This is a genomic window from Hafnia paralvei, from assembly GCF_020150375.1.
Lineage (GTDB): Bacteria > Pseudomonadota > Gammaproteobacteria > Enterobacterales > Enterobacteriaceae > Hafnia > Hafnia paralvei.
Genome location: NZ_CP083737.1, coordinates 2,622,021 through 2,645,835, shown reverse-complemented (window position 1 = coordinate 2,645,835; position 23,815 = coordinate 2,622,021). Strand labels below are relative to the sequence as shown.

The following is a 23,815-nucleotide window of genomic DNA, read 5'->3' as shown; positions in this document are numbered from 1 at the left end:
AGGTTAAGGGAGATTAGGTTGGCGTAGTGCAAAGCATACTAGGTATGATAGAGCGAGATACCGCAATAGGATGGCTATTTTGCAAGATACACAGATTGAATCGGATGAAGTGACACTGTCACCCACCATGCTATATGACCTGCATAGCCACACGACGGCATCAGATGGCTTATTGTCACCGGCAGAGCTCGTGGCGCGTGCGGTAGAAATGGGCGTGACAACGCTCGCTATCACGGATCATGACACTACGGTGGGGCTTCCTGCCGCGCGCCAAGCCATCATTGATTTAGAGTTAGAACTGGAGCTTATCGCGGGCGTTGAGATTTCGACCCTGTGGGAAAATCACGAGATTCACATCGTTGGGCTAAACGTGGATATCACCGATCCAGCGTTACAAACGTTGCTGGCGGCCCAGGTTGAGCGACGTCAGGCGCGGGCCAAAGAAATAGCACTACGTTTGGAGAAAGCGCGTATTCCTGGGGCTTTAGAAGGAGCCACGCGCATTGCCGGTGGCGCTGAGATCACGCGAGGGCATTTTGCACGCTATCTGGTTGAGCAAGGTTATGCTACCAACATGGGCGGCGTGTTCAAACATTATCTGGCGCGCGGCAAAACGGGTTACGCACCGCCACAGTGGTGTACAATTGAAGAAGCGATTTGCGCCATCCACCATGCGGGTGGTCTGGCCGTGGTTGCACATCCGGGGCGCTACCAGCTCAGTAATAAATGGCTAAAGCGACTGTTAGTGAACTTTAAACAGTGGGGCGGCGATGCGATGGAAGTCGCACAGTGCCAGCAAGCGCCGAACGAACGATCGCAGTTGGCAGCCTATGCGCTGCAGTTTGAACTATTAGCATCGCAGGGTTCTGATTTTCATCAGCCCTGTTCTTGGATTGAGTTGGGCCGCAGATTGTGGCTCCCAACGGGCGTTGCGCCTGTATGGCAAAATTGGTAAGCCGTGCTTTTGCCGGTGAATACGACCAGCAATGCCTTGAATAATGAGGAATTACTATGAGTCAGCTTTTTTATATTCATCCCGATAACCCACAGCCGCGCTTGATTAGCCAATGCGTCGAAGTGCTGCGCAAGGGCGGCGTTATCGTTTATCCAACGGATTCGGGCTATGCATTGGGCTGTATGCTGGGTGAAAAAAACGCTATGGAGCGGATCTGTCGTATTCGTAATCTGGACAGCAATCATAATTTCACGCTGGTGTGCCGCGATCTGTCAGAGATTTCCACCTACGCGTTTGTGGATAACACCGCGTTCCGCCTGATCAAGAATAATACGCCGGGTCACTATACCTTCATTCTTAAGGCCACTAAAGAAGTGCCTCGTCGTTTGATGAGCGAAAAGCGTAAGACGATCGGTTTACGTGTGCCGTCAAATCCCATCGCCTTGGAACTGCTGGCTGCGCTGGGTGAGCCGTTGATGTCGACCACGCTGATGCTGCCAGGCAATGATTTTGCCGAATCGGATCCGGAAGAAATTCAGGACGCTTTGGGTAAAGTTGTCGATTTGGTTATCCACGGTGGTTTCTTGGGACAGCAGCCAACGACGGTTATCGATCTGACCGAGGACTCCCCAGAAGTGGTGCGTGTGGGTGCCGGCGATCCGAAGCCCTTCATGTAATTTTATGGCTGGGGGTAAATCCCCAGCGAATTTATAGACAGAAAAATGAAAAGGAAATGGTATGTCTCAGATGCTGACTGAGAGTGAAGAACTGGCATCCGATCTGGTTGCTTGCCAACTGGTTATCAAGCAGATTCTAGACGTTATTGATGTTATCGCGCCAACCGAAGTGCGTGAAAAAATGGCCAAGCAACTGAAGAGCATAAATTTCGATAAGGCCAGCATCGACCCCGTGACCAAACGCGGTGTGCAAAAAGCCATTGCGCTGATTGAGCTGAAGTTTGCGCAGCAGGAGCAGGCACACTAGGGGGAGGGGGAGTCGCTTTTGTTCTCTGGGTGTTTATGGGGGGGAGGTGTAATATTCCGCCCGCCTGTCAATACCGAGCTTCATTGATACACCGGTGAAGGCGTACGGGCAGAGACCACCAGCGCGTGGTCTCTGCACTCGCGCGCTTTTATCCGAGACGCCATCTCCGCTCCGGTTTGGTATCGCCCATCCAGGGCGCCCCAAACTCCGCCGGTACATCCCTGTACCGGCGGCTCTCCCTACGACCACTTAAGCTAAAAACCGGCTACGCATTTTGTTTTGACGTTGACCTTTTCCGGCACGTTGTTCTTCAGCCGAAGCGAGGAATGTAGGCTAGGATTCGCCGACAGGGATGTCGGCGAAAGAACGGAGGAGCCAGGATGGCGATTGCCGTTCGTTCCGTTAAGGCCGGAATGACGAGGTTCGGGTACCTGCGAAGCAGGCTGAAGGACGGTGCCAAGCTGGGGTGTCGGGGGGCAGCGACTGGCCCCCCGACTCGGACGCCTGCAAGGAGTGCATGTCTGTTTCGGTGTTTTAGGCGTACGAAAAATCACACAATTTTTGCATGGTAGAGTTCCCAAACTGGAGCAACACATTTGCTGCCCAGCGCATTATTATTCCCTCACCCATATCCTCATTTCCCCCTCACCGCGATTTGCCCAGCTAAACCAGGGAACAAACGTGAGTTTTTGTTCCTGTTGTTGCTCAGGGGCTGCGTCGTAGCGATACAGCGGTTGGTTTTGGGGGGCTTCGCTGATAACGCGAGTTCCTGTCGCCTGAATCAGCGTTTTATGGGCAAAAATGCCTTTGCCTTCAAGCAGGGTGAAAGTGCTATCGGGCGGCAGGGTGAGGTTGTGCAGCTCTGTGCCATTGTCGGCTTGTTCCAAGCAATAAACGAGCGGCCCGCGCTGAATGGCGACTTTACCTGCAACGTGGCGCAGCAGCGGGTTGCCGTAGACGCGACGGACAGGCATCGGTAACACAATCTCAAGTCGATCGTCGTCCTGCCATTCTCGTGCAATGTGCAGATAGCCACGTTTTAACAAACCCTCACAGGTTTCTCCGTTTAGCTGCACTCTCGGTTTTTCGCACCATTCCGGCATTCTCAGGGCGAGCGTCTGGTGCAGTGGTTTCTCAGTGCGAATATGGACGCTGACATTCTCATCCCAAGGGTAGTTTCCGCTGATGGCAATTTTAAGGCCGTTATCCATGAGAGTTTCGTTACCAACGTATAAATTGATATACAACGCATCGCTGCGTTGAGTGTAAATGTAGTGACCAATGGAAGTTAGTATGCGTGCGATATTAGGTGGGCAGCAGGCGCAGCCGAACCAGCGTTGACGTATCGGTTTGACGTGGTCGTAGATATGGTTAAACGGGATACTTTTAGGATGAACCTCTAGAGGATTCACGTAAAAGAAATGGCGGCCATCCAGTGCCATGCCGCCCAACACGGTGTTGTAGAGTGCTCGTTCCATCACGTCTGCGTATTGGCTATCTCCCTCCATTTGCAGCATGCGGTTAGCAAACATCATGAGGCCAATTGACGCACAGCTTTCGGCATACACGGTGTCATTGGGCAAATCGTAGTCTGAACTGAACGCTTCGCCACTGCTCTGCGAGCCAATTCCGCCGGTAATGTAGAGCTGGCGTTGAACCATGTTGTTCCACAGGCGTAAGCAGGTCTGACGTTTTTCTTCATCGTTATTTAACCGTGCCAAATGGGCTACACCCGCTAAGAGGTAGACAAAACGCACAGCATGGCCAATCGCGCTTTGTTGAAGAGCTAAAGGTTCATGCGCCTGACTGTACGCTTTGTCTTTCACCATCCATGCGGGACCATAGGTGTTCCAGTAGGAAGTTTTACCGCGCTTTTCGTACTCTTCATCATAATAGTGCGGTGGGTGGGAACCTCGCTGTTCAACAAAGTATTGGGTTAGTTTCATGTAACGTGAATTACCGGTGACTTCATATAAACGCATGAGTGCCAGTTCGATTTCTGGATGTCCGGGATAGCCATGCAGTTGGTTTTCATGGGGGCCAAATACGCCGTCGATGTGATCGGCAAGGCGGCAAACGACGTTGAGCAGACGGCGTTTGCCCGTGGCTTGGAACCACGCAACACCGGCTTCAATCATATGTCCTGCGCAGTAGAGTTCATGGCATTCTGCTAAATTCGTCCAACGATCCTGCGGCGCTTTCACGGTGAAGTAGGTATTCAAATAGCCATCTTCACACTGTGCGGCCTCTACCAGTTCAATCACATGATCGGCTGTGCGTTCAAGTTCGCGGTCAGGTTTTTGGCACAAAGACCAAGCCACAGCTTCTAACCATTTTGCGACATCGCTGTCTTGAAAGACCATGCCGTAAAATTCACCATTTTCCAGCCCAGCCGCAATGCGGAAATTTTCGATAGCGTGGCTAGGCTCAGCATCGCTGACGCGATCGTTTAACGCATCCCACTGATAGGGAATAACGACATCACGTACCAATCGTTGATATTGCCCCAAGAAAGGATCGCTGACGTGCACATGGTTTAAGTCTAATTCTTGCGACGGAATGCTTGTGGTATTGGGCTGAACGGTCTCTAAAGTACTCATATAAACTCTCCTGAAAAATAGGGCAAATTAGGCCTAACCGGCGTGACGCGTTTGCAAATCGCTGGAGATGCGATTCATCATCGGGTCATTGAGGCGGCAAAAGCGGATGGCAAAGGCGAGAGCCAAATGAAAGAAGGCGGGCAGCAGCGTTTCAAGTGCGGTAATGCCGCTGAGTGACGCAGGCGTTTGATTTGCCATACCAGGCTGATAGGCCACCCAGATAAACACTAAGCTTAAAACGCCGGCGCTAGATGCCCATGCGAGCTTGATAAAGAACAGGTTGAAGGCGAAGTTCATGCCTGATGAACGAACACCGTTTTTCCATTCACCATAATCGTCAGCAAAGGCCATGATGGAGAAGTGCAGTGGTAGCGTGAAACCAAGGATGATGCCATTGCCTAAAATGACAGCTAGCCACAGGATCTGGAACTGAGGCCCTGTAGGGATAAACCACATAATAACGGCGAGTAACGCAAGAATAAGATTGGTGACGTAATACAGACGCACAGTATCAAATTTACGCGACAGGGGACTGACGATGATGGCGCCCAGTATGGACGCGACGGTGACCATGGTGAAAAATAATGATGCAAATCCAGTGCTGCCTTGCAGAACATAGGTGATGAAGTACATGTAGCCGCCGCCGCGTAGGTTAAACACGTTGATCAGCAGAAATGACATCACTAGCACCAATAGCATTTGATCGTTATTGCGTAGTCCTGACATGTGCTCGCGTAACGTGAATTTGCCCATCAGCGCGAGCGGAACGCGTTCTCTAACCCAGAAGAAGCAGCATAGGAACATGACGACGGCAACAGCACACAGCGCGCCGACACCCAGTTGATAGCCTAAGGCTTGGTTACCTTTCCCCAGAATGTCGATCAGCCAAGGTAAGCCTACTGAGACTAAGAATCCAGCAACGCCGCATAACACAAAGCGCCATGATTGACAGGAGATGACTTCGCTGTGACGCGTCGTCATGGTGTTGATCAGCGCGCAGTAGGGAACGTTAATCGCGGTGTAGCTAATGGAAAGCAGGAAGTAGGTGACGAATGCCCAAAGAATTTTCATATTCATGCTGACGTCTGGCACAGTAAACGTCAGTACGCCAACGATCCCAATGGGTAACGCAATCCAAAGCTGCCAAGGGCGAAAACGTCCCCAGCGACTGTTGGTTCGGTCAGCGAGAATGCCCATCAGTGGGTCTGACACGGCATCGATGATGCGTAGAGCGATAAATAGCGTGCCGACAAGTGCGGGGGTTAGCCCAAAAGTATCGGTATAGAAAAAGGTGAGAAAATTCATAATAAGGCAGGTGATCACCGTGCCACCGGCATCGCCTAGGCCATAGCCGATTTTCTCGCGAATACTCAATTGTTGGTTATTATTTTCAGCAACAACGTCAGTCTGGTTTATAGGGGTAGCGGTCATGTTGACTCCTCGCATATTGGCGACGTAATCATGCCGAAGTGAATAAAATTAATTATTCACAGTGGTGGGTTTATTATTTTTAAGTGTCAGTTCCTTGTGTCGACATAATTAATCTCGCACAGAGCATAGGGAGCAACAAGAGTAGGTAAAAGTATAAAAAGATAACGATTCCGACTTGATGGAAAAACTGTGAAGGCGATCGGTTAGTGTGAATTTTAAACGCCATTCTCGTGAGTTTAATGATTAAAATTAGCGAAGTTTATTGATAGGTGACGATTATGCTTGAGATTGCACTGGATTTACCTATTCGAGTTCAAAATGGCGGATTGTTCATTTCACGCGGGATTGGTGTGCATCCATCGAGAAAGTTGTCTTCTTGGGAGCTGATTTTTGTAGAGAAGGGAACGCTTGCCATCCGTGAAGACGACACGAGTTTCTCTGTTTCAGAGGGAGAGATCTTGCTGTTGCAACCACAGCGCAGCCATCGTGGATTAGAGACGTTTCCGTTAGATTTAAAATTTTATTGGCTGCATTTTGATATTAACGCCTTTGATATTGATGAAATAGCTAGAAAATATGGACGTAATAGCTCTACAGCGACGCTGTTATCGATACCTCAACATTGTAAAGTTCATGATCCGCAATATATTACCTCCTTATTTCGACAGTTTCTTAATGAACAGGAAAATAGAAAACAGCCAGCAGCATTGTCGCTCATTTTCCTTTTAATGCTGCAACAAATATCAGATGCATTGCCAGACGATGCCAATATTACTAATTCAGGTGTTGCCTTGGCCTACAAGGCTCGCCAGCTTATAAAAACACAATATCATCTGCCCATTAGCACCTCATCATTAGCCGGACAGTTATTTTGTAACTCAGACTATCTTGGTCGCGTGTTTTGCAAAACATTTGGCGTGACGTTGACCGAAGCCCTCCATCGTCAGCGGGTGAGCAGCGCGGAGAAAATGTTGCTAAACGATATGTGCTCAATCGCCGAGGTCGCTCAGCGAAGTGGTTTTCATGATGTCGGCTATTTTAGGCAGATATTTCGCAAACAGATTGGTTTAACGCCAGTGGCATACAAGCGGCGCTACTGTAAGGAACACATCAACTCCGACTAATCGGTTAAAAAGTGATGAGTAAGGCACTGATTTAATGATCTTGCTCACAGTTCAAAGAAAACAAATTGTTAAATAAATGTATAGTGTTATCATTAATTTGTTGAATAACTTCGACATAGAGTTTCTCATGCATTTGCACCCGCTTGTTTTACTTGCTGATTTTTCAGTAAGTGAAGGCGGGTTTTCTTTTTTGTTTGAACCCCCATCTGGGCTTTCCTTCTCGAGATTCTCCATCACGGTACTTGCCCGTATGGGCAGCGGGTGTCGTTTGGTTTCAATACACGCAGTTTTGTGACCCGTCAATCGTGCTACTTCACACCGGATATATGGCGCTAGGATGAGACTGAATCTCATTTTGTATGTTTAATTAAATTGAAAGAATAAACAGCTGTAATTATATTTTATAATGAATGAAAAGTTCGTAATCATTTTATTTATTGGTTGATGTGTTCACAGTCTTATTTTCATTTACGAAGTACAAATTAATTAAAAAAATAGAGTGGGGTAAGATATCATCGCATTATCTGGCTCGGTAAGCCAAACTTCGCGCTCTCGGGAACTATCAATGTATGCTTAATCTTAACTCTGTTTTATTTATCGTGGTCGCAGTGGGACTGCCCGCGTCTGCATTGGCAATGGATTGTAATAAGGCCACCTCGAAGGATGAAGTTGCGGTATGCGGTGATACAACGTTGATGCAGTTGGATGCTGTACTTAACAAAAACTATCTCTCAGCAAGACAACATTCAGATAAAGATATACTTAAAAATCAACAGCTAAGCTGGCTAAAGCAGCGCCAGCAATGCGGGGATGATACAGGCTGTCTCGGAAACTCGTATGTTGAACGTATCAAGACGCTGGCGGAGAAAGATAATGTTTCAGTGATACACAATGCATCGAAACAATGGGATTTTGTGTTATCAGTTTCTGACTGCAACAAAGATGATTCATATCCGACCTGTGAAGGTCCTGGAACGTTAGATATTTTTACCAAAGGAACGGGGCAATGGGTTCAACGTATACCTATGGATAATCTCTTCATTGAATTGGATGCCAAAGGGAAAGCAACGACAAATTTGGTTGAGATGTACGGCGAAAATAATAGTGGTTTGGTATCAGAAGATATTAATTTTGATGGTAGCGATGATATTGCATTACGTGCAGGCAATGAAGGCGCCTATGGAGGCCCTTCGTATGATGTGTTTCTTTACCAGCCGAAATCTAAAACCTTTAAGAGACATGAAGCCTTAACCGAGCTGGGTAGCACTAATCTGGGGTTATTCGACGTAGACCCTAAGTTACAAACGCTGACGACTTCGACCAAAAGCGGCTGCTGTTGGCACCAGTTTAGTGTATGGAAGATAAAGAACAACCAGCCTCTGTTAATTAAAGAAATCACCGAGGCCGCCTCTCCTGGCGAAAAGCCAGACTTTATGACGATAACCACTACTATTCGAACATTAGTTAACGGGCAGTGGAAAACGTCTGAATCGAAAGATCAAGTACCGGAATAGAGTTTAATTTATAGATCATACACAGCGGATATTCAGGATAAATATATTCTTATCAGTTATTGGAATGGTATGAATGATGCTGAAACGCTGGACTGTTCTTTGAGTGGCTGTGTTTCAGCGCCTATATTTAATTTTAGCGGGCATTTTGTTAATCAGAATGAATCAAAAAGCTAGGCATCGCGGCGCTAAAAAATTAGAGACAGGATGTTGATATCGGCTTTGTTTATAGTGATAGTGAATAGGTATATATAATGAATAAATTGATGGCTTTATTGCTTTTAGGTGTTTTTCCAGCCAGTGTGTTTGCTGGAGAGAACTACAAAAAAATAGATGACTTTATTGCTCAGACTTATCAGAAGAGCGATGACCAGAACGCACCGTGGCATAAAAAAAGGAAGGCTGACGAGGCGATCGTCTCTGATTACTCGCTGTGCTATAACAAAATGATAAGCCAAAAAAGTCAATATTATCTCGTTGTTATGTGTCCAGACATGTCTAAATCTACCTATGATAATGAACCTTTCCCTACTGACCTTTATGTCTTACAGAAAACGGACCAAGGTTATACGCTGCTCGCCAGTGAGCAAGATAGCGGAGAACAATTTGAGGATGTCGTAAATATTGGCTCAGAAAAATGGGCGGTGCATGGTTCATCTTATGCCATGAATCAGGGATATGAACAGGCGCATGATACTTTAAGTCTATTTGTCAAAAATACTTTTATCCCCGTCGCGCAGTGGACTTCACATCAGGATAATTCAGGCGCAATTAGTCCACAGGAGCCAGATCAATACGAGCACATTGAAAATAAGCTTTCAATTGATAGCAGCCAGCCTGATGCAGATTTTTACCCTTTAATTATTAATTCGGTTGGCAACCGAGGTGCAACAAAAATAAATGAAAAATATAAAATAAATTACGCTATGGATAACGGTGGATATATCATTCCTGACGAATTGAATGAAGGCTACTAAATGAAACTGGGCATGTTAAAAATATTATCTACATCGCTATTGCTTTTATCAGTTCAAACTATGGCTGCTCAGTTAACTGATGGTAGCCGAAAACACGTTGCTAGCGAACTCAGTAAATCATTACTTTGCGTAGGAGACTCTGAAAATTCAGCTGCAGGAGAACTAGAAAGCGACGCCATGCTGAAAAAAGCAGGGGCAGTCATCACGATGATCGAAGATCCTTATTATAACCAATTCAGATACAGCTTTTTACAGCCGCTAGATGTTGATGGTCTTCATCTGTATGCCGTGCAGCAATTCGTTGGTGAAGGCGGCGTTATTTTTATAGCTGAAGTTGAAGGCGACCCTAAATCTTTTGCTAAGCAGATTAATGCTCGACCGGCTAAAAAAGATGAAACTTATCTTGGTGTGCAAAATGTCTCTTTTTATAAAAACATTGGCAATAAGATCATGTCGCTTGCTGAGCCTGATTATGAAAGAGTTGTTATTGGGCAAAGCCAAATACAGAAAATTCAGGGGCGTTTCTTTTATGGCTGCGTACAGCCGATGGATCTTGGTTAGTGGTAGATATTGAACATGAGTATCAATGGCGCGGGTTAGCGCGCCATTGAAAATCGCTCGCGTTATTCGTAACGCCGGTAATAAATCTCCAGACGATTCTGTAGTTTCCCCAGCACGGTACTGAACATGAGATAAATCAGTGCTGCTTCAACGTACAAAATCAGCGGCTCGTAGGTAACCGACACGATGCGCTGCGCCGCCAAGAACATTTCAGGCACGGTGATAACTGCGGCCAGTGACGTGTCTTTGATTAAGGAGATAAACGAGTTAGACAGCGGCGGTAAAGAAACAAACACCGACTGCGGTAAAATGACGCGGCGCATCGCCTGCGAGCTGCTCATGCCAATTGAATATGATGCTTCCCACTGGCCTTTGGGGACCGAAATAATCGCGCCACGGATAATCTCAGAAGTATAAGCGCCTACGCTCAGGGTGAAGCCGATCAGTGCAGCAGGGAAGGCATCTAGGGTGATTCCCGCACTCGGCAAGCCGTAGAAAATCAGGAACAGCTGAACCAACAGAGGCGTGCCGCGAATAACCCATACATAGAAATCAAAAATCCACTTTACTGGTTTTGGTGCGTATAAACGCGCCAACGCAGTGATGAACCCCACGATGATCCCACCGATGAAGGAGAGGATCGCCAGCGGCAGGGTGAATTGCAGCCCAGCAGAAAGCAGGCTCCAAAACGAATCTATCATCAACTGTAGCCAGGCAAGGCCGTGAATATAGTCAGTCAGGCCGTGTAGCCATGCCATATGCCGTACTCCTAAATACAAAAAAGTCTAAAAACAACAGCCCGCCTCATGGAGTGATGGCCCAAAGGGCGTTCACAGAGGCAGGCTTTTAAACAACGAATTTAACGTTATGTGCTAACCGACTAACTCTCTTACTGAGAAACGTCTTGGCCGAAGTAGCGTACAGAAATCGTTTTGTAAGTGCCATCAGCTTTGATTTCATCAAGCGCTTTATTCACTGCTTTAACCAATTCTGGCTGATCTTTACGCAGCAAAATGGCCGAGTTTTCGGTGTTCTCATCTGTCGCCACGATTTTCACTTTCGCGTCTGGCTTGTGCTTTTTAAAATCAAGGAACGACAGGTTATCGTTCAGCGTCGCCGCCGCGCGTCCGCTCAGAACCAAATCCAGTGACTGGTTGAAACCGTCTGTAGGAACTAAATCAGCACCATTTTTGGTTGCCAATTTCGAGTAGTTACTGGTCAGGCTTTGTGCCGCTTTTTGGCCTTTCAGGTCTGCAAAGCTTTTGATAGTGGTGTTGTCATCGCGCACAACCAGCACGGCCTTGGAGCCGATATAAGGCTGGGAGAAATCAAATTTTGCTTTACGTTCGTCGGTAATACCCACTTGGTTAATGACTGCGTCATAACGTTTTGCGCTCAGACCAGCAATCAGACCATCCCAACGACCTTCCACAAATTCAGGCTTAACACCCATTTTTTCAGCCACTGCACGCGCAACGTCAACGTCGAAGCCAACCAGTTTTCCACTTTTATCATGGTAGGTATAAGGCGCATAGGTGCCTTCAGTTCCGAATTTCATCACACCCGCAGACTTGATTGCAGCCAGATCGTCGGCTGCCTGAGCCAGTGCAGAAGTGGCAAATAATGAGGTAGCAAGTAGAGCCAAGGTCATTTTTTTCATAGGTATCCCAATGTCTTACTTAAATTATTTGTTTAAAAAGAACGCGGCTAATTGCGCTCCGTTATTGATGATGAAGCTAAACCATTGTTGATGGTTTGCTAAATCACATTAAGCGATTATCAATAACCAAAAGGAATAAAGCTTAAAAACAAACAGCACGGTGAGGTGGTGTTTAGACCCTATCTCCGATGCCTATGACTCAATGATAATAAAAGGTGAAGAGAATATTAAATTATTTGTAGTTATTAGCTAATGCTTCCTCTTTTACACCGGTGGCGATCACGCTTTGTTGGGTTCTGGTTTCATTTGTAGTCCAAACGCTTTCGAGTCTTTGGCAAATGAGGATTGAAGTGGAAAATTCGATCCATTTATTGCATGTGGGCGTTTTGTCATAGTGAAGATGAATGTTAACCAGATGTTTATAACTGATAGCAACTCATCCTGTGGGCGTGATTCGATGAACGCCATTGAGAGACAGCTATTCAGCAAAAAATAAAGCGAGAGGGGCACTATGACTCACCTGCATATTGACAATATTCCTGAAGCAATCAAAGCCACCAAACAACAACTACGTGCGGCGTTACCTGATTATCGAGAGGTGTTCACAGCCCTTGAAAAACATATCCGTGAACAGGTTAATGCGGTGAAGCAGAGTGCTGAGCCCGTTCCGCGTTTACATGCGCAAGATATTATTGACGGTAAAGTGACTCAGGAGCAGCGAGATAAAATCCGTCAGGCGGGGTGTTGTGCTATTCACGGTGTATTTGCGCAAGATCAGGCCGAGGAATGGAACCAAGAGATTGGTGATTATCTGGAGCGAAATCATTTCACCGAGCGCCTAAAACACGCGGCGGAAGACAACTATTTTGGTGATTTAAAAGACAGTAAACCGCAAATCTATGGCATCTATTGGTCCCGCCCGCAGGTGGAGGCACGTCAGAGCGAAAGAATGCGTCAGGTACAGGTTTTCTTAAACCGACTGTGGGAAAGCGAGAGCGCAGGCCAGCAGCATTTTGATGCTGAAAGAGTGGCGACCTACGCCGACCGGACGCGCCGTCGTCCACCGCGCTCGTCATCGTTGGGATTGTCTCCGCACGTTGACGGTGGTTCGATTGAACGCTGGCTGGATGTGAAATTTAGAGAGGTCTATCGCCACGTCTTTTCTGGTGAATGGCAAAATTACAATCCATTCGCTGCTCAGGGGCGCACCGAAGTGAGAGAGTTTCCGTCTCCTGCCGTGTGCTCGATGTTTCGCACGTTTCAAGGATGGACAGCCTTAACGCCTCAACGTGCAGGCGCCGGTACGCTTAAGCTAATCCCTATCGCGAATGCGATGGCCTATGTGCTGCTGCGGGCGTTACAGGATGATGTGGCAGAGGATGATTTGTGTGGCGCCGCGCCCGGACGCGCACTATCTATTTCTGCGCAGTGGCATTCGCTGCTATTGGAAGCGGTAGTACCCATTCCCGATCTTGAAGCGGGAGACACGGTATTTTGGCACTGTGATGTGATTCATGCGGTGGAAAATGAGCACAACGGCGAGTTTGATAGCAACGTGATGTACATTGCCGCCGTGCCTTGGTGTGAAAAAAATGCGGCCTATTTGCAGAAACAGCTTCCGGCATTTATTGCAGGTAAAACGCCGCCGGATTTTGCGCCTGATGATTTCGAGGTCGATTTCGTCGGGCGTGCTACACAGGACATGCTGAGTGAACAAGGTCAGCGCCAGCTAGGTTTTACGACCAAGTGATCAAACACGGGCAGGCGGCTGCCCGTGTTTGATCGAAAGCGTTAGCGTATGAGCTAAAGCAATAACCATCCCAGCGCAGCGGAGATAGCCAGTGCGGGAATGGAAAAAAGATGAAACTTCAACCAAATGCGCTTTTCATTAGCCATGCGGAGCGCAATAAGGTTGGCCATGGAACCCAGCGCGAAGCCAAAACCGCCAATGTTTACCGCATAGGCGAGTGTGATGCTGGCGGGAATGAATCCCAACAGCATAATCGTGGCAGGTACATTACTGATCAGCTGTGAAAGTAAAATTCCACTGGCATAGACGCCGGCGGTGGACAGGTGTTGCATGCTTTCAGTGAGCGGCAGCAGAACGGGCAACTGGGTAAACAATTTCACATCAATAAACATCGCGATAAATATCAGAATCAGCGCCCAGTCGACCATCAGGATGACTTTCGGCGCCAGCCATAACAGTGTGGCAAATACCGCCAACAGTCCCCAATAGGGAACCCCAACGTCTACGCTGATAAGGAATAGCACATACAGCAGAACGCACGCGATGAGCAGCCTACGCTGGCAATGATTGTCTGCGTGGCTAACAAGAGGTCGAATGGTTTTGGCTGGGAAGCAAAGCAGGGTGACCAACAGGAGCACGCATATCAGTACGCCAGCGAGCGGTAGCATTTGCCAGATGAATGATCCAAAAGAAAGGCCGCTATGATTCCACAACAAAATATTCTGTGGATTGCCGATCGGTGTAAGTAATGAGCCTACATTGACGGCAAGCGCTTCAAAAATGATTAAACGTGTCACGGGCAGCGCGCTGAGTTTTTTGAGTGTGATGGTCAGCGGAACCACGATGAATAGTGCAACATCATTAGTCAGAAAGGTCGAGAGCAGCGCCGAAGCGCCAACCATAAATAACGCGAGGGTTCGTTCGCTGTTCAAACGTGCGATAATTTTGCGCCCTAGCCAGTCGAAATAACCGCTGACTTCAACGCTTTTGGTTAACAGCAGCAGACCAAGCAGTGTGGTAATCGTTGGCCAATCAATCCAGTGCGGATATTCGCGCAACGGGGCTGGAGTATAAAAGGCCAGAATGACACCGGCAGCCAGCAAAAAGATCAGTAAACGATCGCGTAAGATATTTCGAAAAGTGCTGCGTAACAGGTTTAGCATAACGATCGCTCAGTGAGTTCAGGCGCTTTGTTTATACATCACATGCAGAGGCTGGATCGTTGATAGCTGAATTTCGCTCTGGAGCCGGTAGTTAGTTGGCGTGATATCAAAATGTTTGCGGAACATGTAGGTGAAGTGTGACTGCGATGCAAAACCATAGTACACAGCAATATCAATAATAGACTCTTCGGTATGACGTAAACGCTTTGCAGCGCCAGACAGCTTACGTTCGCGAATATAGCGCCCTAAAGACATTCCGGTTGTTTCACGAAAGATCTTTTGCATATGCCACAGTGAATATCCAGAGTAGCGAGCGAGCTCATCCAGATAAATATCGCGACCCAGATGCTGCTCAATCCACTCACTTAGCGCGCATACCAAGGCAATATTTCGTTCGTTCTGCGTCATTCTTTCTCCGGTAATCGTTCTTATTAGCAACATGCCGTCTTTCACATATTACGACATCGCGTCGTTTACCACTATACCCATTACGCATACCCATCCTACTTGAAGCCGGTTCAACCTCAGCTACACTGGCAAGCAAACGTCAATTTAACAAGGAATGCCTGTGAACTCATCTCCCATTGCGTTAGTCACCGGAGCAAGCCGCGGTATTGGGCGCGCAACGGCGTTATTACTTGCCAAACGCGGTTATCGAATATGTATCAATTATTGTCAAGATCATAGCGCTGCGCGCTCATTGGCGAATGAAATTGAAACGCTCGGGGCTGAAAGTCTGCTGGCCTGTGCGAACATTGCGGACGAATCTGCCGTTTGTGAGATGTTTGATTTGTTAGATCAGCGCTGGGGAAGGATAGACGCGCTGGTCAATAACGCGGGAATTTTGCATACGCAGTCGACAATCGAAGGCTTGACCGCAGAGCGGATTAACCTGATTTTGCAGACCAACGTGACCGGTACGTTTTTGTGTTGCCGAGAGGCAGTAAAACGTATGGCGAAACGCCACGGCGGCAGCGGTGGTGCCATCGTCAACGTTTCTTCTGCGGCGGCGAGAAGTGGTTCGCCTTTTGAATATCTCGATTATGCTGCGAGCAAAGGCGCGATGGACACCTTGACCAAAGGACTATCGATTGAAGTGGCGGCAGAAGGTATTCGGGTTAACGGTGTGCGTCCTGGGTTTATTTATACAGATATGCATGCTGACGGCGGCGAGCCCGATCGTGTGGACCGCATCAAATCGTCGTTGCCAATGCAGCGGGGAGGCAGACCAGAAGAAATTGCGGCGGCGATAGTGTGGTTGCTGTCGGAAGAAGCTTCCTATTCCACCGGCAGCGTTCTTGATTTGGCCGGTGGAAAGTAGCCTTAGCTAGAATGATTAACGCGATTTATTTTGTTGGTGGTTCGTACGGCAGGGTATCAATACGCAGCGTGCGGTAATAGGCCAGACGCTCGCGGAAGTAGGTGCGAAGATGCTCCGGCTGTTCTCGCTCAACCAGCTCTGCAATCACCGGCATGTGGTATCGTTCTTTGTAAGAGACACCGGCTGCCGCTAAATCAACGTTAACTTTGTCCATTTCTTCTTGAGGAAGATTTGCCAAATTGAAACTCATGTGACCTCCTGTTGCGTCGGTGCCATTATTCCAGAATGTCGCCGCTGACTCTATGGCTTCTTGTATCCCCCCATGTTTTGCTGAACAAAAAGCAAACGGATCAACGGAAAGGGGACTGATTAGGAGTCATTAGGAATTCTGTAAACAGAGGGTGCAAGTAACCAGCACTTTAGCCTAAACTCACAGGCTATTCGCACTTGCTGCCTCTGAAATTATAGCTAGTTAACAATGTCTGGATATTAATTTTATATCATTGTCAGTGTCTATTAAGTGAAATTCTTATTTTAATAAGACATTAAAACATTCAATGTATTAATAAGTCCTCGACTGAAGAATGCAAAGAGAAATAATAAACTCCAGTTAAATAAGTCACCCGAGTGGCATTTTTTAGTGAGTTCTTCCTTGGGAGGTTATTGTGAAGATTTGATGACAGATGCGGCGAAGATATGAGTTCTAAATCCTAACAGGATGATGAAGCGAACATGGCGAGAATATTCTTATATGGTTTAGGCGAGGGAGGTTAAGCGTCTTTGTAGAGGGCTGCCGTAGGTACAAAGAGTAAGGCCTAGAAGGGCTTGCAGAGTAAAAATGTCATTAAAACATTATTTTTCATTGTGTTAAGTCTAGAATTCAACTTCTGTTCACTGGCGGGAGTGTACTTTAATAGACATGTAAGTCCGCCTTCAAGATGTAATTTTAGATACGTGAGCATCAAAATTAAAAAAAAATCGTCGGTTTTGGCAGAAAAATCCTAATGACTTCCTTGCCCTTTGGAATGTCGATTATGAGATTAATCGTAGGATTAATTGGTTTAACTGTATACATTCTGCATGATAGACTAAACGTATATTAAGTTATCATTTGTTCTAAAGGTTTTTATTAAGCCAATCTCTGCGTCTGGATTTAATCTAATTATTGTATGGGGTATATCCCAAATGCAACCCTTGATGAGCATAATTCTGGTTGTGAGCTAATTATAGATGAAAATATATTAGGATAAGGAAATATTTTCATCCTTTAATTTTGCGAATATAACTTAAGAATAAAAATCTAAAGTTTATTAATTTAATTCCCCGAGGAAATGATGAATAAAATTTATCGTGTTGTATGGAACTTCGCCGTAATGGCATGGACCGCTGTTTCTGAGTTAGGGAGGGGGAAGACTAAAACGTCATCCCCCAAAAAACTGCAGCGACCTCGGCTTTGCTGCTATGGGCTGGCTTCATCTATGCTGCTATTCATCGCTGGAGAGGCCTCGGCTTTAGACATCAATGGTTATACTGATTTTACGTCATCAACATCAATAACAGACGGTTTACAGTGGAATACCACCGCAACGGTACAGGTTGATAATGGTGCTGATGTTACTGTTTCAGGTGGTAATCCGACCTTAAACATGGCGCCTTCAGGTGGTGCCAATACATCATTATGGATAAATGGTGGAAGCCTTACAACATCAGATAATAGTACTGTGCTGATGGGTAACAATAGCATGTTACAAATCGGGGGTGCTCAACTGGGGGGACTGACATCGGAGCAATCAGGTGGCGCTGCTGGCGTTCTTTCTGTTGGCGATATACAGACAGCGGCAGGAGCTACGGATGCGACCATTTGGATGTTTGGTTCAACTAGCAGTACAGCTAAGTTGAATGCTTCAAACATCAGTCTTACGGCAGACAGAAATAATATATGGCTAGCTAATCCTAGTAATTCAGAACTAGGTGCTGATGTGAATGTTACTGGAAATATGACCGTAGTGAATACCCTTGGTGGTACTTTCATGATGGTGGGGAATTCTCAATTAAAGGTGGGTGGCGATTTATATCTAGATACCACGAATGGCTCTTTTTTAGCGACTAATAATAATACCTCACAAGGAATTATGGTGGGTGGCGATTTGACATTTGTTAACAATGTCAAATTATCGGATGTAAACTCCGTTAGTACTGAGGCGGGTATCTACTCGACAGTTGTAAATGTTGAAGGAGATATCAATGTTATAGGGAAAAACGTAGGTAATACAGGGCTTCAAATTATCAATGCAAGTGATACCGGTATAACGACGCATGGTGATTTTAATATAGTATCCTCAGTAAGTGGTAATACTACCGATGTTATTATGGGACATGCTGCGAAAGTAACCGCTGGTGAAGATATTAATCTTAATAGCGTACAGGGAGGGAAAGTTAACCTCTATATCGGTGATTCTCGATATGGTGCGCCGACAAGCATTGTAGCAAAGAATATTGTCATGAGTGGCGCTGGTGAGAATAAAGTTATTTTTAATAACACCAAACCAACGCAACCAGGCACTGATGGTTATTTATTTAATGTTTCAATCAATGGTGAAGGTACTGTTGAACAACAGTCTGGCCATACAACGCTTGGGGTGGCCTCTGATTATAAAGGTGGGACGATAATTAATGGTGGTTTGCTCTCCATTGCCAATAATAAAGCACTAGGGAATGAAAATGTCGCTATCAATACCGATCCCAATGATAATAAAACCGGACTTGATATCGCATATACTGATGGCTCCTCATTTGAGAATAAATTATTAGGTAACGGTGATACCACGGTTTCCGGTAATGCACAGATAACAGGGGTTAACGATACTTATGCGGGTAACTGGAATATAACAGGGAAAGCATTAACGGATAAAACCGTATCCTCTACGCTGAGTAATTTTGGCTCAGGAAATATCAATGTAGAAAGTGATGGCTATTTAATCGCGAATTCAACGGGTGAGTTCACCTTCGAGAATAAACTGTCGGGTACGGGCTATGTTGTTGCCGACAATAATGGTAGTGAGTTTACATTCAGCACAGCAACAGGAACTGATTTTGCTGGTGATGTTATTCTCAATAATAACCTGTTTGCGTTAGAAGGTGATAATTCAGCTGCGTTAACGCATGCTACGTTGCATATCGGTAGCGGAAACGAGACTTCAGTCGGAACAGGAAATCAGAACCTCGGTGGGCTAGCGTTTGATGGCGGCACACTGGTATTTGGAGATGTTAATCCTGGTGATACAACCAGCGATCGCTTTATTGAGACGACCCAAGACCTTAATTTAACGGGCAAGGGACAGATTCAGATTACTGACGGTGGAGACTTCGAAAACACCGTACAGCATCCTGACACAACCTTGCCACTACTCCAGCAAGATGACATGGGGGGAATGGTTAAATTGGCCGATAGCCAAGGTACGGTTACAGGTACTGGGGGTAATCTGAGCTTGATTGATCAAAACGGTACTGTTATCTCGCAAAAAGTAACCTCCCAAATTACGCAAAATGGTGAAACGGTTGCTAATGGTGAGTATGACTATCGCCTTACCAGCGGAGAAAATAATGATGGTTTGTACATTAACTACGGATTGACTCAGGTTGAATTACTGGCACAGGGCGATAATGCGCTAACACTCAGCGCTGAAGGAAATACGGGGAATGCTGCCGACCTGAGTGCCAAGATTATTGGGGCTGGCGATCTGCGTATCGATACGGATACAGACCTTTCTTTGTCAAACAGCGATAACAACTATACCGGTATGACGGACGTTGTTGCGGGTACTCTGAAAATGGGTAACGACAATGTACTGGGACAGACTCGATTGCTGAACCTCAACAGTGGCAGTCAGTTCGATATGAACGGCTATGCTCAGACGTTGCAGAATATTCAGACTGACGCAGGTAGCACGCTCGATTTCAATCAAGGCAGTCTGACCGTTAACAATGGTACGGTCGATGGCAATATGAGCGGTGCGGGTAGCCTAACGGTGGCGGGTGGAACATTGACGGTTAGCAGTGATAATGCGGCGATGAGCGCTGATACCACAATTGCATCAGATGGTGTTATCCGTATGCTGTCGAGCCAGGCGCTGGGAACCGGTAGCGTGAATAACCAAGGCCTGCTCTATCTTGGGCAAGATGGTGATAGCCACGTAACGCGTGACACGTTAACAAACTATCAAACGGGCGCATTAACCAACAGTGGTACGGTCGTTATTGGTCATAACGATGCATCGGGTCAGGCGATCGCGGGCACCACTCTGACGGTGAATGGCAATTATACGGGCGAGAATGGACACCTGCAGTTCAATACCGCGTTAGGCAATGACAGTTCGGCCACGGATAAGTTAATCGTTACTGGTGATACCTCTGGTGATACTGGGGTAAGCGTTAAGAATGCAGGGGGAGTCGGAGACAAAACCCTGAACGGCATTGAACTCATTAGCGTAGGTGGTCAGTCTGACGGCACGTTCACCCAAGAGGGACGCATTGTCGCAGGCGCATATGATTACGCTTTGGTACGCGGTCAAGGCAGCAATCAGGGTAACTGGTATTTAACCAGTCAAACCTCGCCTATCGACCCTGTAGATCCACCGATTGATCCGGTTGATCCTCCAATTGACCCCGTTGACCCACCTGTGACACCACCGGGTGGTGGGGAGCATGTTAATCGACCTGAAGGTGGGAGCTATATTGCCAACCTTGCCGCGGCAAATACCCTGTTTAATACGCGTTTGCACGATCGTTTAGGTGAAACCCAATATGTCGACGCGCTGACCGGTGAGAAAAAGGTCACAAGCCTATGGCTACGTCAAGTGGGTGGACATAACAACTGGCGTGACAGCAGCGGGCAGTTGAAAACACAAAGTAATAGCTATGTGGCTCAGTTGGGCGGCGATGTGGCGCAGTGGTCAACAGATGGTTTAAATCGCGGTCATCTGGGGCTAATGACGGGTTATGCCAACAGCCATAATCAGACACATTCTTCAGTCACTGGCTATGATTCTAAAGGTTCAATCAATGGTTACAGCGCTGGGGTTTACGGCACATGGTTTGCTAATGACGCCGATAAGAGCGGGTTATATGTAGATAGCTGGCTGCAATATAGCTGGTTTAACAACCACGTGAATGGTGAACAACTGGCCAGCGAGTCCTACAAATCCAAAGGGCTGACGGCATCACTAGAAACGGGTTATACCCTGAAAATGGGAGAATTTACGGGCAGCCAAGGAACGCTTAACGAATGGTTTATTCAGCCACAGGCACAGGCGACGTGGATGGGTGTGAAGGCGGATAAACATCGCGAAGATAATGGTACGCGAGTGAACAGTGAAGGTGATGGCAATGTACAGACGCGTTTAGGGATGCGCGCTTATCTGAAAAGTCATCATGCCATGGACGAAGGTAAAGGCCGTACTTTCGAGCCGTTCATCGAAGCTAACTGGTTACATAACACCCGTAGCTACAGCGCGAAGATGGATGATGTTCGTATCAGCCAAGCCGGAGCGCGTAACATCGGTGAAGTGAAAGTCGGTGTAGAAGGGCAAATCAATCCACGTTTGAACCTATGGGGCAATGTAGGAACGCAAGTTGGTGATAAAGGCTATAACGACAGCACGGCCATGATTGGCGTGAAGTATAACTTCTAGTTGATAGCATGATTCGAAAGGCACCTTAGGGTGCCTTTTTTAATGATGAGGTGTAGCGCCAGCATCACGAAGCGGGAATGTGAAAGTATAAGTCACAAATTTAGAGAGCTAAGATATTTAAGTGATTCAGATAGAAACTTTTAATAAAAAGGGGGAAGAAAATAATCTAAGAGGTTTTCATATGGGGCAAGTATATCGAAAAAAGCGACTATGAATTATCAAAGTCGCAAATTTCAAGCGGTTAACACTGATATATAACTTCAGGCTACATGAAGTATGTTACTCAGTTACATAACCCTAGGGCTTTGCTGGGTGAACGTGCGGTGACCTGGGCGTTGGCGGGGGCGAAAAAGTGATATTAACGCACCCACTAAGGAAACGCTCAGCACCACGAGGTTGAATAAGACAAATCCCGCCATCAGCAGGGCGACCATCATCACGGCGGAGATAATCAACGTCATCTGACGCATTCTGCCGGAGAGTCCCATCTGGCGTGATTTCAATGCTAGATACATTTTCCAGTATTGCATCTGCCCTTGTAAGGCGCTGCGCATACGCTGGGTGCGAGTTTGTGAATGATTGTTTGACATAGATATTGACTCCTAATGACTCGCTAACGGGGTTACCCTGTACATCGACCCGCTGGGTGTTTCATGAAATTGAGACTAAAGAGAATTCTTTCAAAACCCCAGCACATTTAGCCTACTTTACGTGGCTGACAAATCCTGACAGCAGAAAAACGTTCACCAAATCAGCACCAGAACAGGCTTTTCTGATATCATACCTGTTTTAATACACAGTATTTATGGTATGGGCTTCTATTAATCTGCATCGATAAGTTAAGTATGAGTTTTACCACCAAATTATTATGTATTTCTTAACGCTGCTGAGAAACTTAGCTGCCGGTTGGCTATCATCCTACGTTTAATGAGCTATCTATTGGAATGGCTCACTCATTATCGCCTGACAAGAGGAAGCAACCCGTGTCGATGCTGGATGAGGACATGTATCAGTACCCAGAACATCTGAAGCTAGAGCTAGCCGCACTGCCAGCAAAACCAGGTGTGTATATTTTTCACGGGACAAGCAAGACGATGCCTCTTTATATTGGTAAAAGCGTCAATATCCGCTCTCGAGTCATGTCGCATTTTAGAAATAAGAATGAGGCGAAATTGCTTCATTTAACCACCCATATTAAGCATATAGAAATGGCTGGTGAGCTAGGAGCGTTGCTTACCGAGGCTAGGTTGATAAAAGAGCAAAAGCCACTGTTCAATAAAAGACTAAGACACGCTAAACAACTCTGCTCGTTATCACTGCAGCCCAGAGGTGTTGAGATCGTTTATGCTGGAGATACTCACTTCAGCCACAAAGCGCAGCTATTTGGTTTATTTTCCAATAAATCATCAGCATTAGAGACATTGAGAGCCGTAGCCGATCAACAACGTCTATGCTACGGAGTCTTAGGGTTGGAGCGTTTGGCTCAAGGTCGCTCTTGTTTTCGTTATAGCCTCAAACGGTGTGCTGGAGCTTGTTGTGGAAAGGAATCGCTAGAAGAACATCAGTTGCGGTTGGAACAAGCGATGGAAAGCATTCGAGTCCAGTGCTGGCCCTATGACGGGAAAATTGCTGTGGAGGAGAGCTGTGATGGGTTTACTCAGTATCACATCATTAATAATTGGTTTTATCTAGGTTCAGTTGAAAACTTGCAAGAGGCTAAGTCAATGCATAGTACAGCTGCCTGCTTCGATCGAGATGGGTACAAGATATTATGTAAACCTTTACTCAGTGGGGCATTTAAGGTTATAGCATTGGATTGAGATACGTTTAAATGAGATCCGATAGCCTAATTAGGCGATAATATATGTGCATCGGGATTTCAAAATCGATGAAATCCTCAAGCACGTCATTATCAAAGGTAGGGGTAAAGAACCTTGTTATGCTCTAGACGAAACAGCCAAGCCGAGCTACGTTCTCAGCGTTTACCTATCAGCATGTTTGCGGCGTTGTGGGTTCAGCTCAGTGGGATATGCCTAGACAACTATAATCAGAAATCAGCCATTACACTCTTTGTATTTCAGAAGGAGA

The 23,815-nt window shown here is 46.5% G+C and carries 18 protein-coding genes and 2 pseudogenes; 12 read left to right on the top strand and 8 right to left on the bottom strand.

Annotated features, from left to right (window positions below):
* The first annotated feature begins 70 nt into the window (after nt 1-70).
* The 3 genes from rnm (at nt 71) to K9N75_RS12530 (ending at nt 1,939) form a co-directional block, all read left to right on the top strand.
* Complete coding sequence (gene rnm, locus K9N75_RS12540) at nt 71-955, top strand: RNase RNM (protein ID WP_096080776.1); 885 nt, start codon at nt 71-73, stop codon at nt 953-955.
* Between the two features lie 56 nt (nt 956-1,011).
* Nucleotides 1,012-1,632 carry an L-threonylcarbamoyladenylate synthase gene (locus tag K9N75_RS12535; protein WP_004093202.1) on the top strand — a complete coding sequence of 207 codons (621 nt, stop codon included), beginning with the start codon at nt 1,012-1,014 and terminating at the stop codon, nt 1,630-1,632.
* 61 nt (nt 1,633-1,693) lie between these two features.
* Entirely contained in the window at nt 1,694-1,939 is a 246-nt protein-coding gene (locus K9N75_RS12530; protein ID WP_008813663.1) for a DUF2766 family protein, read from the top strand.
* A 614-nt stretch (nt 1,940-2,553) separates the two neighbouring features.
* Here the strand turns inward: K9N75_RS12530 and K9N75_RS12525 are convergent.
* Nucleotides 2,554-4,539, bottom strand: coding sequence for a glycoside hydrolase family 127 protein (locus K9N75_RS12525; RefSeq protein ID WP_375374022.1), 1,986 nt, complete (start codon nt 4,537-4,539; stop codon nt 2,554-2,556).
* A 33-nt stretch (nt 4,540-4,572) separates the two neighbouring features.
* Nucleotides 4,573-5,970: an MFS transporter gene (locus K9N75_RS12520; protein ID WP_224451700.1), complete on the bottom strand. Its 1,398-nt coding sequence runs from the start codon at nt 5,968-5,970 to the stop codon at nt 4,573-4,575.
* Between the two features lie 278 nt (nt 5,971-6,248).
* Between K9N75_RS12520 and K9N75_RS12515 the strand changes: the two genes are divergently transcribed.
* The 4 genes from K9N75_RS12515 to K9N75_RS12500 all read left to right on the top strand — a co-directional run bounded on the left by K9N75_RS12515 (nt 6,249) and on the right by K9N75_RS12500 (nt 10,143).
* On the top strand, nt 6,249-7,094 hold the full coding sequence (locus K9N75_RS12515) for an AraC family transcriptional regulator (RefSeq protein ID WP_224451699.1): 846 nt from the start codon (nt 6,249-6,251) through the stop codon (nt 7,092-7,094).
* A 569-nt stretch (nt 7,095-7,663) separates the two neighbouring features.
* The gene (locus K9N75_RS12510; protein WP_224451698.1) at nt 7,664-8,608 is read left to right on the top strand and encodes a lysozyme inhibitor LprI family protein; all 945 of its coding nucleotides are present in this window, start codon (nt 7,664-7,666) and stop codon (nt 8,606-8,608) included.
* Between the two features lie 251 nt (nt 8,609-8,859).
* On the top strand, nt 8,860-9,582 hold the full coding sequence (locus K9N75_RS12505) for a hypothetical protein (RefSeq protein ID WP_064573704.1): 723 nt from the start codon (nt 8,860-8,862) through the stop codon (nt 9,580-9,582).
* Nucleotides 9,583-10,143 carry a hypothetical protein gene (locus K9N75_RS12500; protein WP_064573706.1) on the top strand — a complete coding sequence of 187 codons (561 nt, stop codon included), beginning with the start codon at nt 9,583-9,585 and terminating at the stop codon, nt 10,141-10,143.
* Nucleotides 10,144-10,205: 62 nt separating this feature from the next.
* Here the strand turns inward: K9N75_RS12500 and K9N75_RS12495 are convergent, their stop codons facing one another.
* On the bottom strand, nt 10,206-10,901 hold the full coding sequence (locus K9N75_RS12495; RefSeq protein ID WP_004094842.1) for an amino acid ABC transporter permease: 696 nt from the start codon (nt 10,899-10,901) through the stop codon (nt 10,206-10,208).
* A gap of 131 nt (nt 10,902-11,032) precedes the next feature.
* Nucleotides 11,033-11,803, bottom strand: a complete 771-nt coding sequence (locus tag K9N75_RS12490) for an amino acid ABC transporter substrate-binding protein (protein ID WP_004094843.1) — start codon at nt 11,801-11,803, stop codon at nt 11,033-11,035.
* 511 nt (nt 11,804-12,314) lie between these two features.
* Here K9N75_RS12490 and K9N75_RS12485 point away from each other — a divergent pair.
* Nucleotides 12,315-13,553 carry a DUF1479 domain-containing protein gene (locus K9N75_RS12485; protein WP_224451697.1) on the top strand — a complete coding sequence of 413 codons (1,239 nt, stop codon included), beginning with the start codon at nt 12,315-12,317 and terminating at the stop codon, nt 13,551-13,553.
* 53 nt (nt 13,554-13,606) lie between these two features.
* On the opposite strand, the gene K9N75_RS12480 is transcribed toward K9N75_RS12485, so the two are convergent.
* Both K9N75_RS12480 and K9N75_RS12475 read right to left on the bottom strand, forming a co-directional pair.
* A complete protein-coding gene (locus tag K9N75_RS12480) occupies nt 13,607-14,716 on the bottom strand; it encodes an SLC13 family permease (protein ID WP_039186525.1) in 1,110 nt (369 codons plus the stop codon).
* An 18-nt stretch (nt 14,717-14,734) separates the two neighbouring features.
* Nucleotides 14,735-15,124, bottom strand: a complete 390-nt coding sequence (locus K9N75_RS12475; RefSeq protein WP_008813655.1) for a helix-turn-helix domain-containing protein — start codon at nt 15,122-15,124, stop codon at nt 14,735-14,737.
* A gap of 154 nt (nt 15,125-15,278) precedes the next feature.
* Here K9N75_RS12475 and K9N75_RS12470 point away from each other — a divergent pair, with 154 nt between their 5' ends.
* Complete coding sequence (locus tag K9N75_RS12470) at nt 15,279-16,037, top strand: SDR family oxidoreductase (protein ID WP_224451696.1); 759 nt, start codon at nt 15,279-15,281, stop codon at nt 16,035-16,037.
* Nucleotides 16,038-16,062: 25 nt separating this feature from the next.
* Here the strand turns inward: K9N75_RS12470 and K9N75_RS12465 are convergent, their stop codons facing one another.
* Nucleotides 16,063-16,287, bottom strand: coding sequence for a DNA polymerase III subunit theta (locus K9N75_RS12465; protein ID WP_008813653.1), 225 nt, complete (start codon nt 16,285-16,287; stop codon nt 16,063-16,065).
* Nucleotides 16,288-17,368: 1,081 nt separating this feature from the next.
* Between K9N75_RS12465 and K9N75_RS22900 the strand changes: the two are divergent.
* Nucleotides 17,369-17,428: pseudogene (locus K9N75_RS22900) on the top strand (hypothetical protein); the annotation flags it as partial.
* A 2,256-nt stretch (nt 17,429-19,684) separates the two neighbouring features.
* A pseudogene (locus K9N75_RS22895) lies at nt 19,685-21,727 on the top strand (autotransporter outer membrane beta-barrel domain-containing protein); the annotation flags it as partial.
* Between the two features lie 287 nt (nt 21,728-22,014).
* On the opposite strand, the gene K9N75_RS12455 reads toward K9N75_RS22895, so the two are convergent.
* Entirely contained in the window at nt 22,015-22,317 is a 303-nt protein-coding gene (locus K9N75_RS12455; RefSeq protein WP_039186530.1) for a hypothetical protein, read from the bottom strand.
* Nucleotides 22,318-22,716: 399 nt separating this feature from the next.
* On the opposite strand from K9N75_RS12455, the gene cho reads away from it, so the two are divergent.
* Nucleotides 22,717-23,547 carry an excinuclease Cho gene (gene cho, locus K9N75_RS12450; protein ID WP_102961612.1) on the top strand — a complete coding sequence of 277 codons (831 nt, stop codon included), beginning with the start codon at nt 22,717-22,719 and terminating at the stop codon, nt 23,545-23,547.
* Nucleotides 23,548-23,815 lie beyond the last annotated feature (268 nt).

Coding starts and splice junctions, on each gene's coding strand:
- K9N75_RS12525 (WP_375374022.1), bottom strand. CDS start 4,539: ATGAGTACTTTAGAGACCGTTCAGCCCAATACCACAAGCATTCCGTCG.
- K9N75_RS12505 (WP_064573704.1), top strand. CDS start 8,860: ATGAATAAATTGATGGCTTTATTGCTTTTAGGTGTTTTTCCAGCCAGT.
- K9N75_RS12465 (WP_008813653.1), bottom strand. CDS start 16,287: ATGAGTTTCAATTTGGCAAATCTTCCTCAAGAAGAAATGGACAAAGTT.
- K9N75_RS12485 (WP_224451697.1), top strand. CDS start 12,315: ATGACTCACCTGCATATTGACAATATTCCTGAAGCAATCAAAGCCACC.
- K9N75_RS12535 (WP_004093202.1), top strand. CDS start 1,012: ATGAGTCAGCTTTTTTATATTCATCCCGATAACCCACAGCCGCGCTTG.
- rnm (WP_096080776.1), top strand. CDS start 71: ATGGCTATTTTGCAAGATACACAGATTGAATCGGATGAAGTGACACTG.
- K9N75_RS12520 (WP_224451700.1), bottom strand. CDS start 5,970: ATGACCGCTACCCCTATAAACCAGACTGACGTTGTTGCTGAAAATAAT.
- K9N75_RS12455 (WP_039186530.1), bottom strand. CDS start 22,317: ATGTCAAACAATCATTCACAAACTCGCACCCAGCGTATGCGCAGCGCC.
- K9N75_RS12530 (WP_008813663.1), top strand. CDS start 1,694: ATGTCTCAGATGCTGACTGAGAGTGAAGAACTGGCATCCGATCTGGTT.
- K9N75_RS12500 (WP_064573706.1), top strand. CDS start 9,583: ATGAAACTGGGCATGTTAAAAATATTATCTACATCGCTATTGCTTTTA.
- K9N75_RS12480 (WP_039186525.1), bottom strand. CDS start 14,716: ATGCTAAACCTGTTACGCAGCACTTTTCGAAATATCTTACGCGATCGT.
- K9N75_RS12510 (WP_224451698.1), top strand. CDS start 7,664: ATGCTTAATCTTAACTCTGTTTTATTTATCGTGGTCGCAGTGGGACTG.
- K9N75_RS12470 (WP_224451696.1), top strand. CDS start 15,279: ATGCCTGTGAACTCATCTCCCATTGCGTTAGTCACCGGAGCAAGCCGC.
- cho (WP_102961612.1), top strand. CDS start 22,717: ATGCTGGATGAGGACATGTATCAGTACCCAGAACATCTGAAGCTAGAG.
- K9N75_RS12515 (WP_224451699.1), top strand. CDS start 6,249: ATGCTTGAGATTGCACTGGATTTACCTATTCGAGTTCAAAATGGCGGA.
- K9N75_RS12475 (WP_008813655.1), bottom strand. CDS start 15,124: ATGACGCAGAACGAACGAAATATTGCCTTGGTATGCGCGCTAAGTGAG.
- K9N75_RS12490 (WP_004094843.1), bottom strand. CDS start 11,803: ATGAAAAAAATGACCTTGGCTCTACTTGCTACCTCATTATTTGCCACT.
- K9N75_RS12495 (WP_004094842.1), bottom strand. CDS start 10,901: ATGGCATGGCTACACGGCCTGACTGACTATATTCACGGCCTTGCCTGG.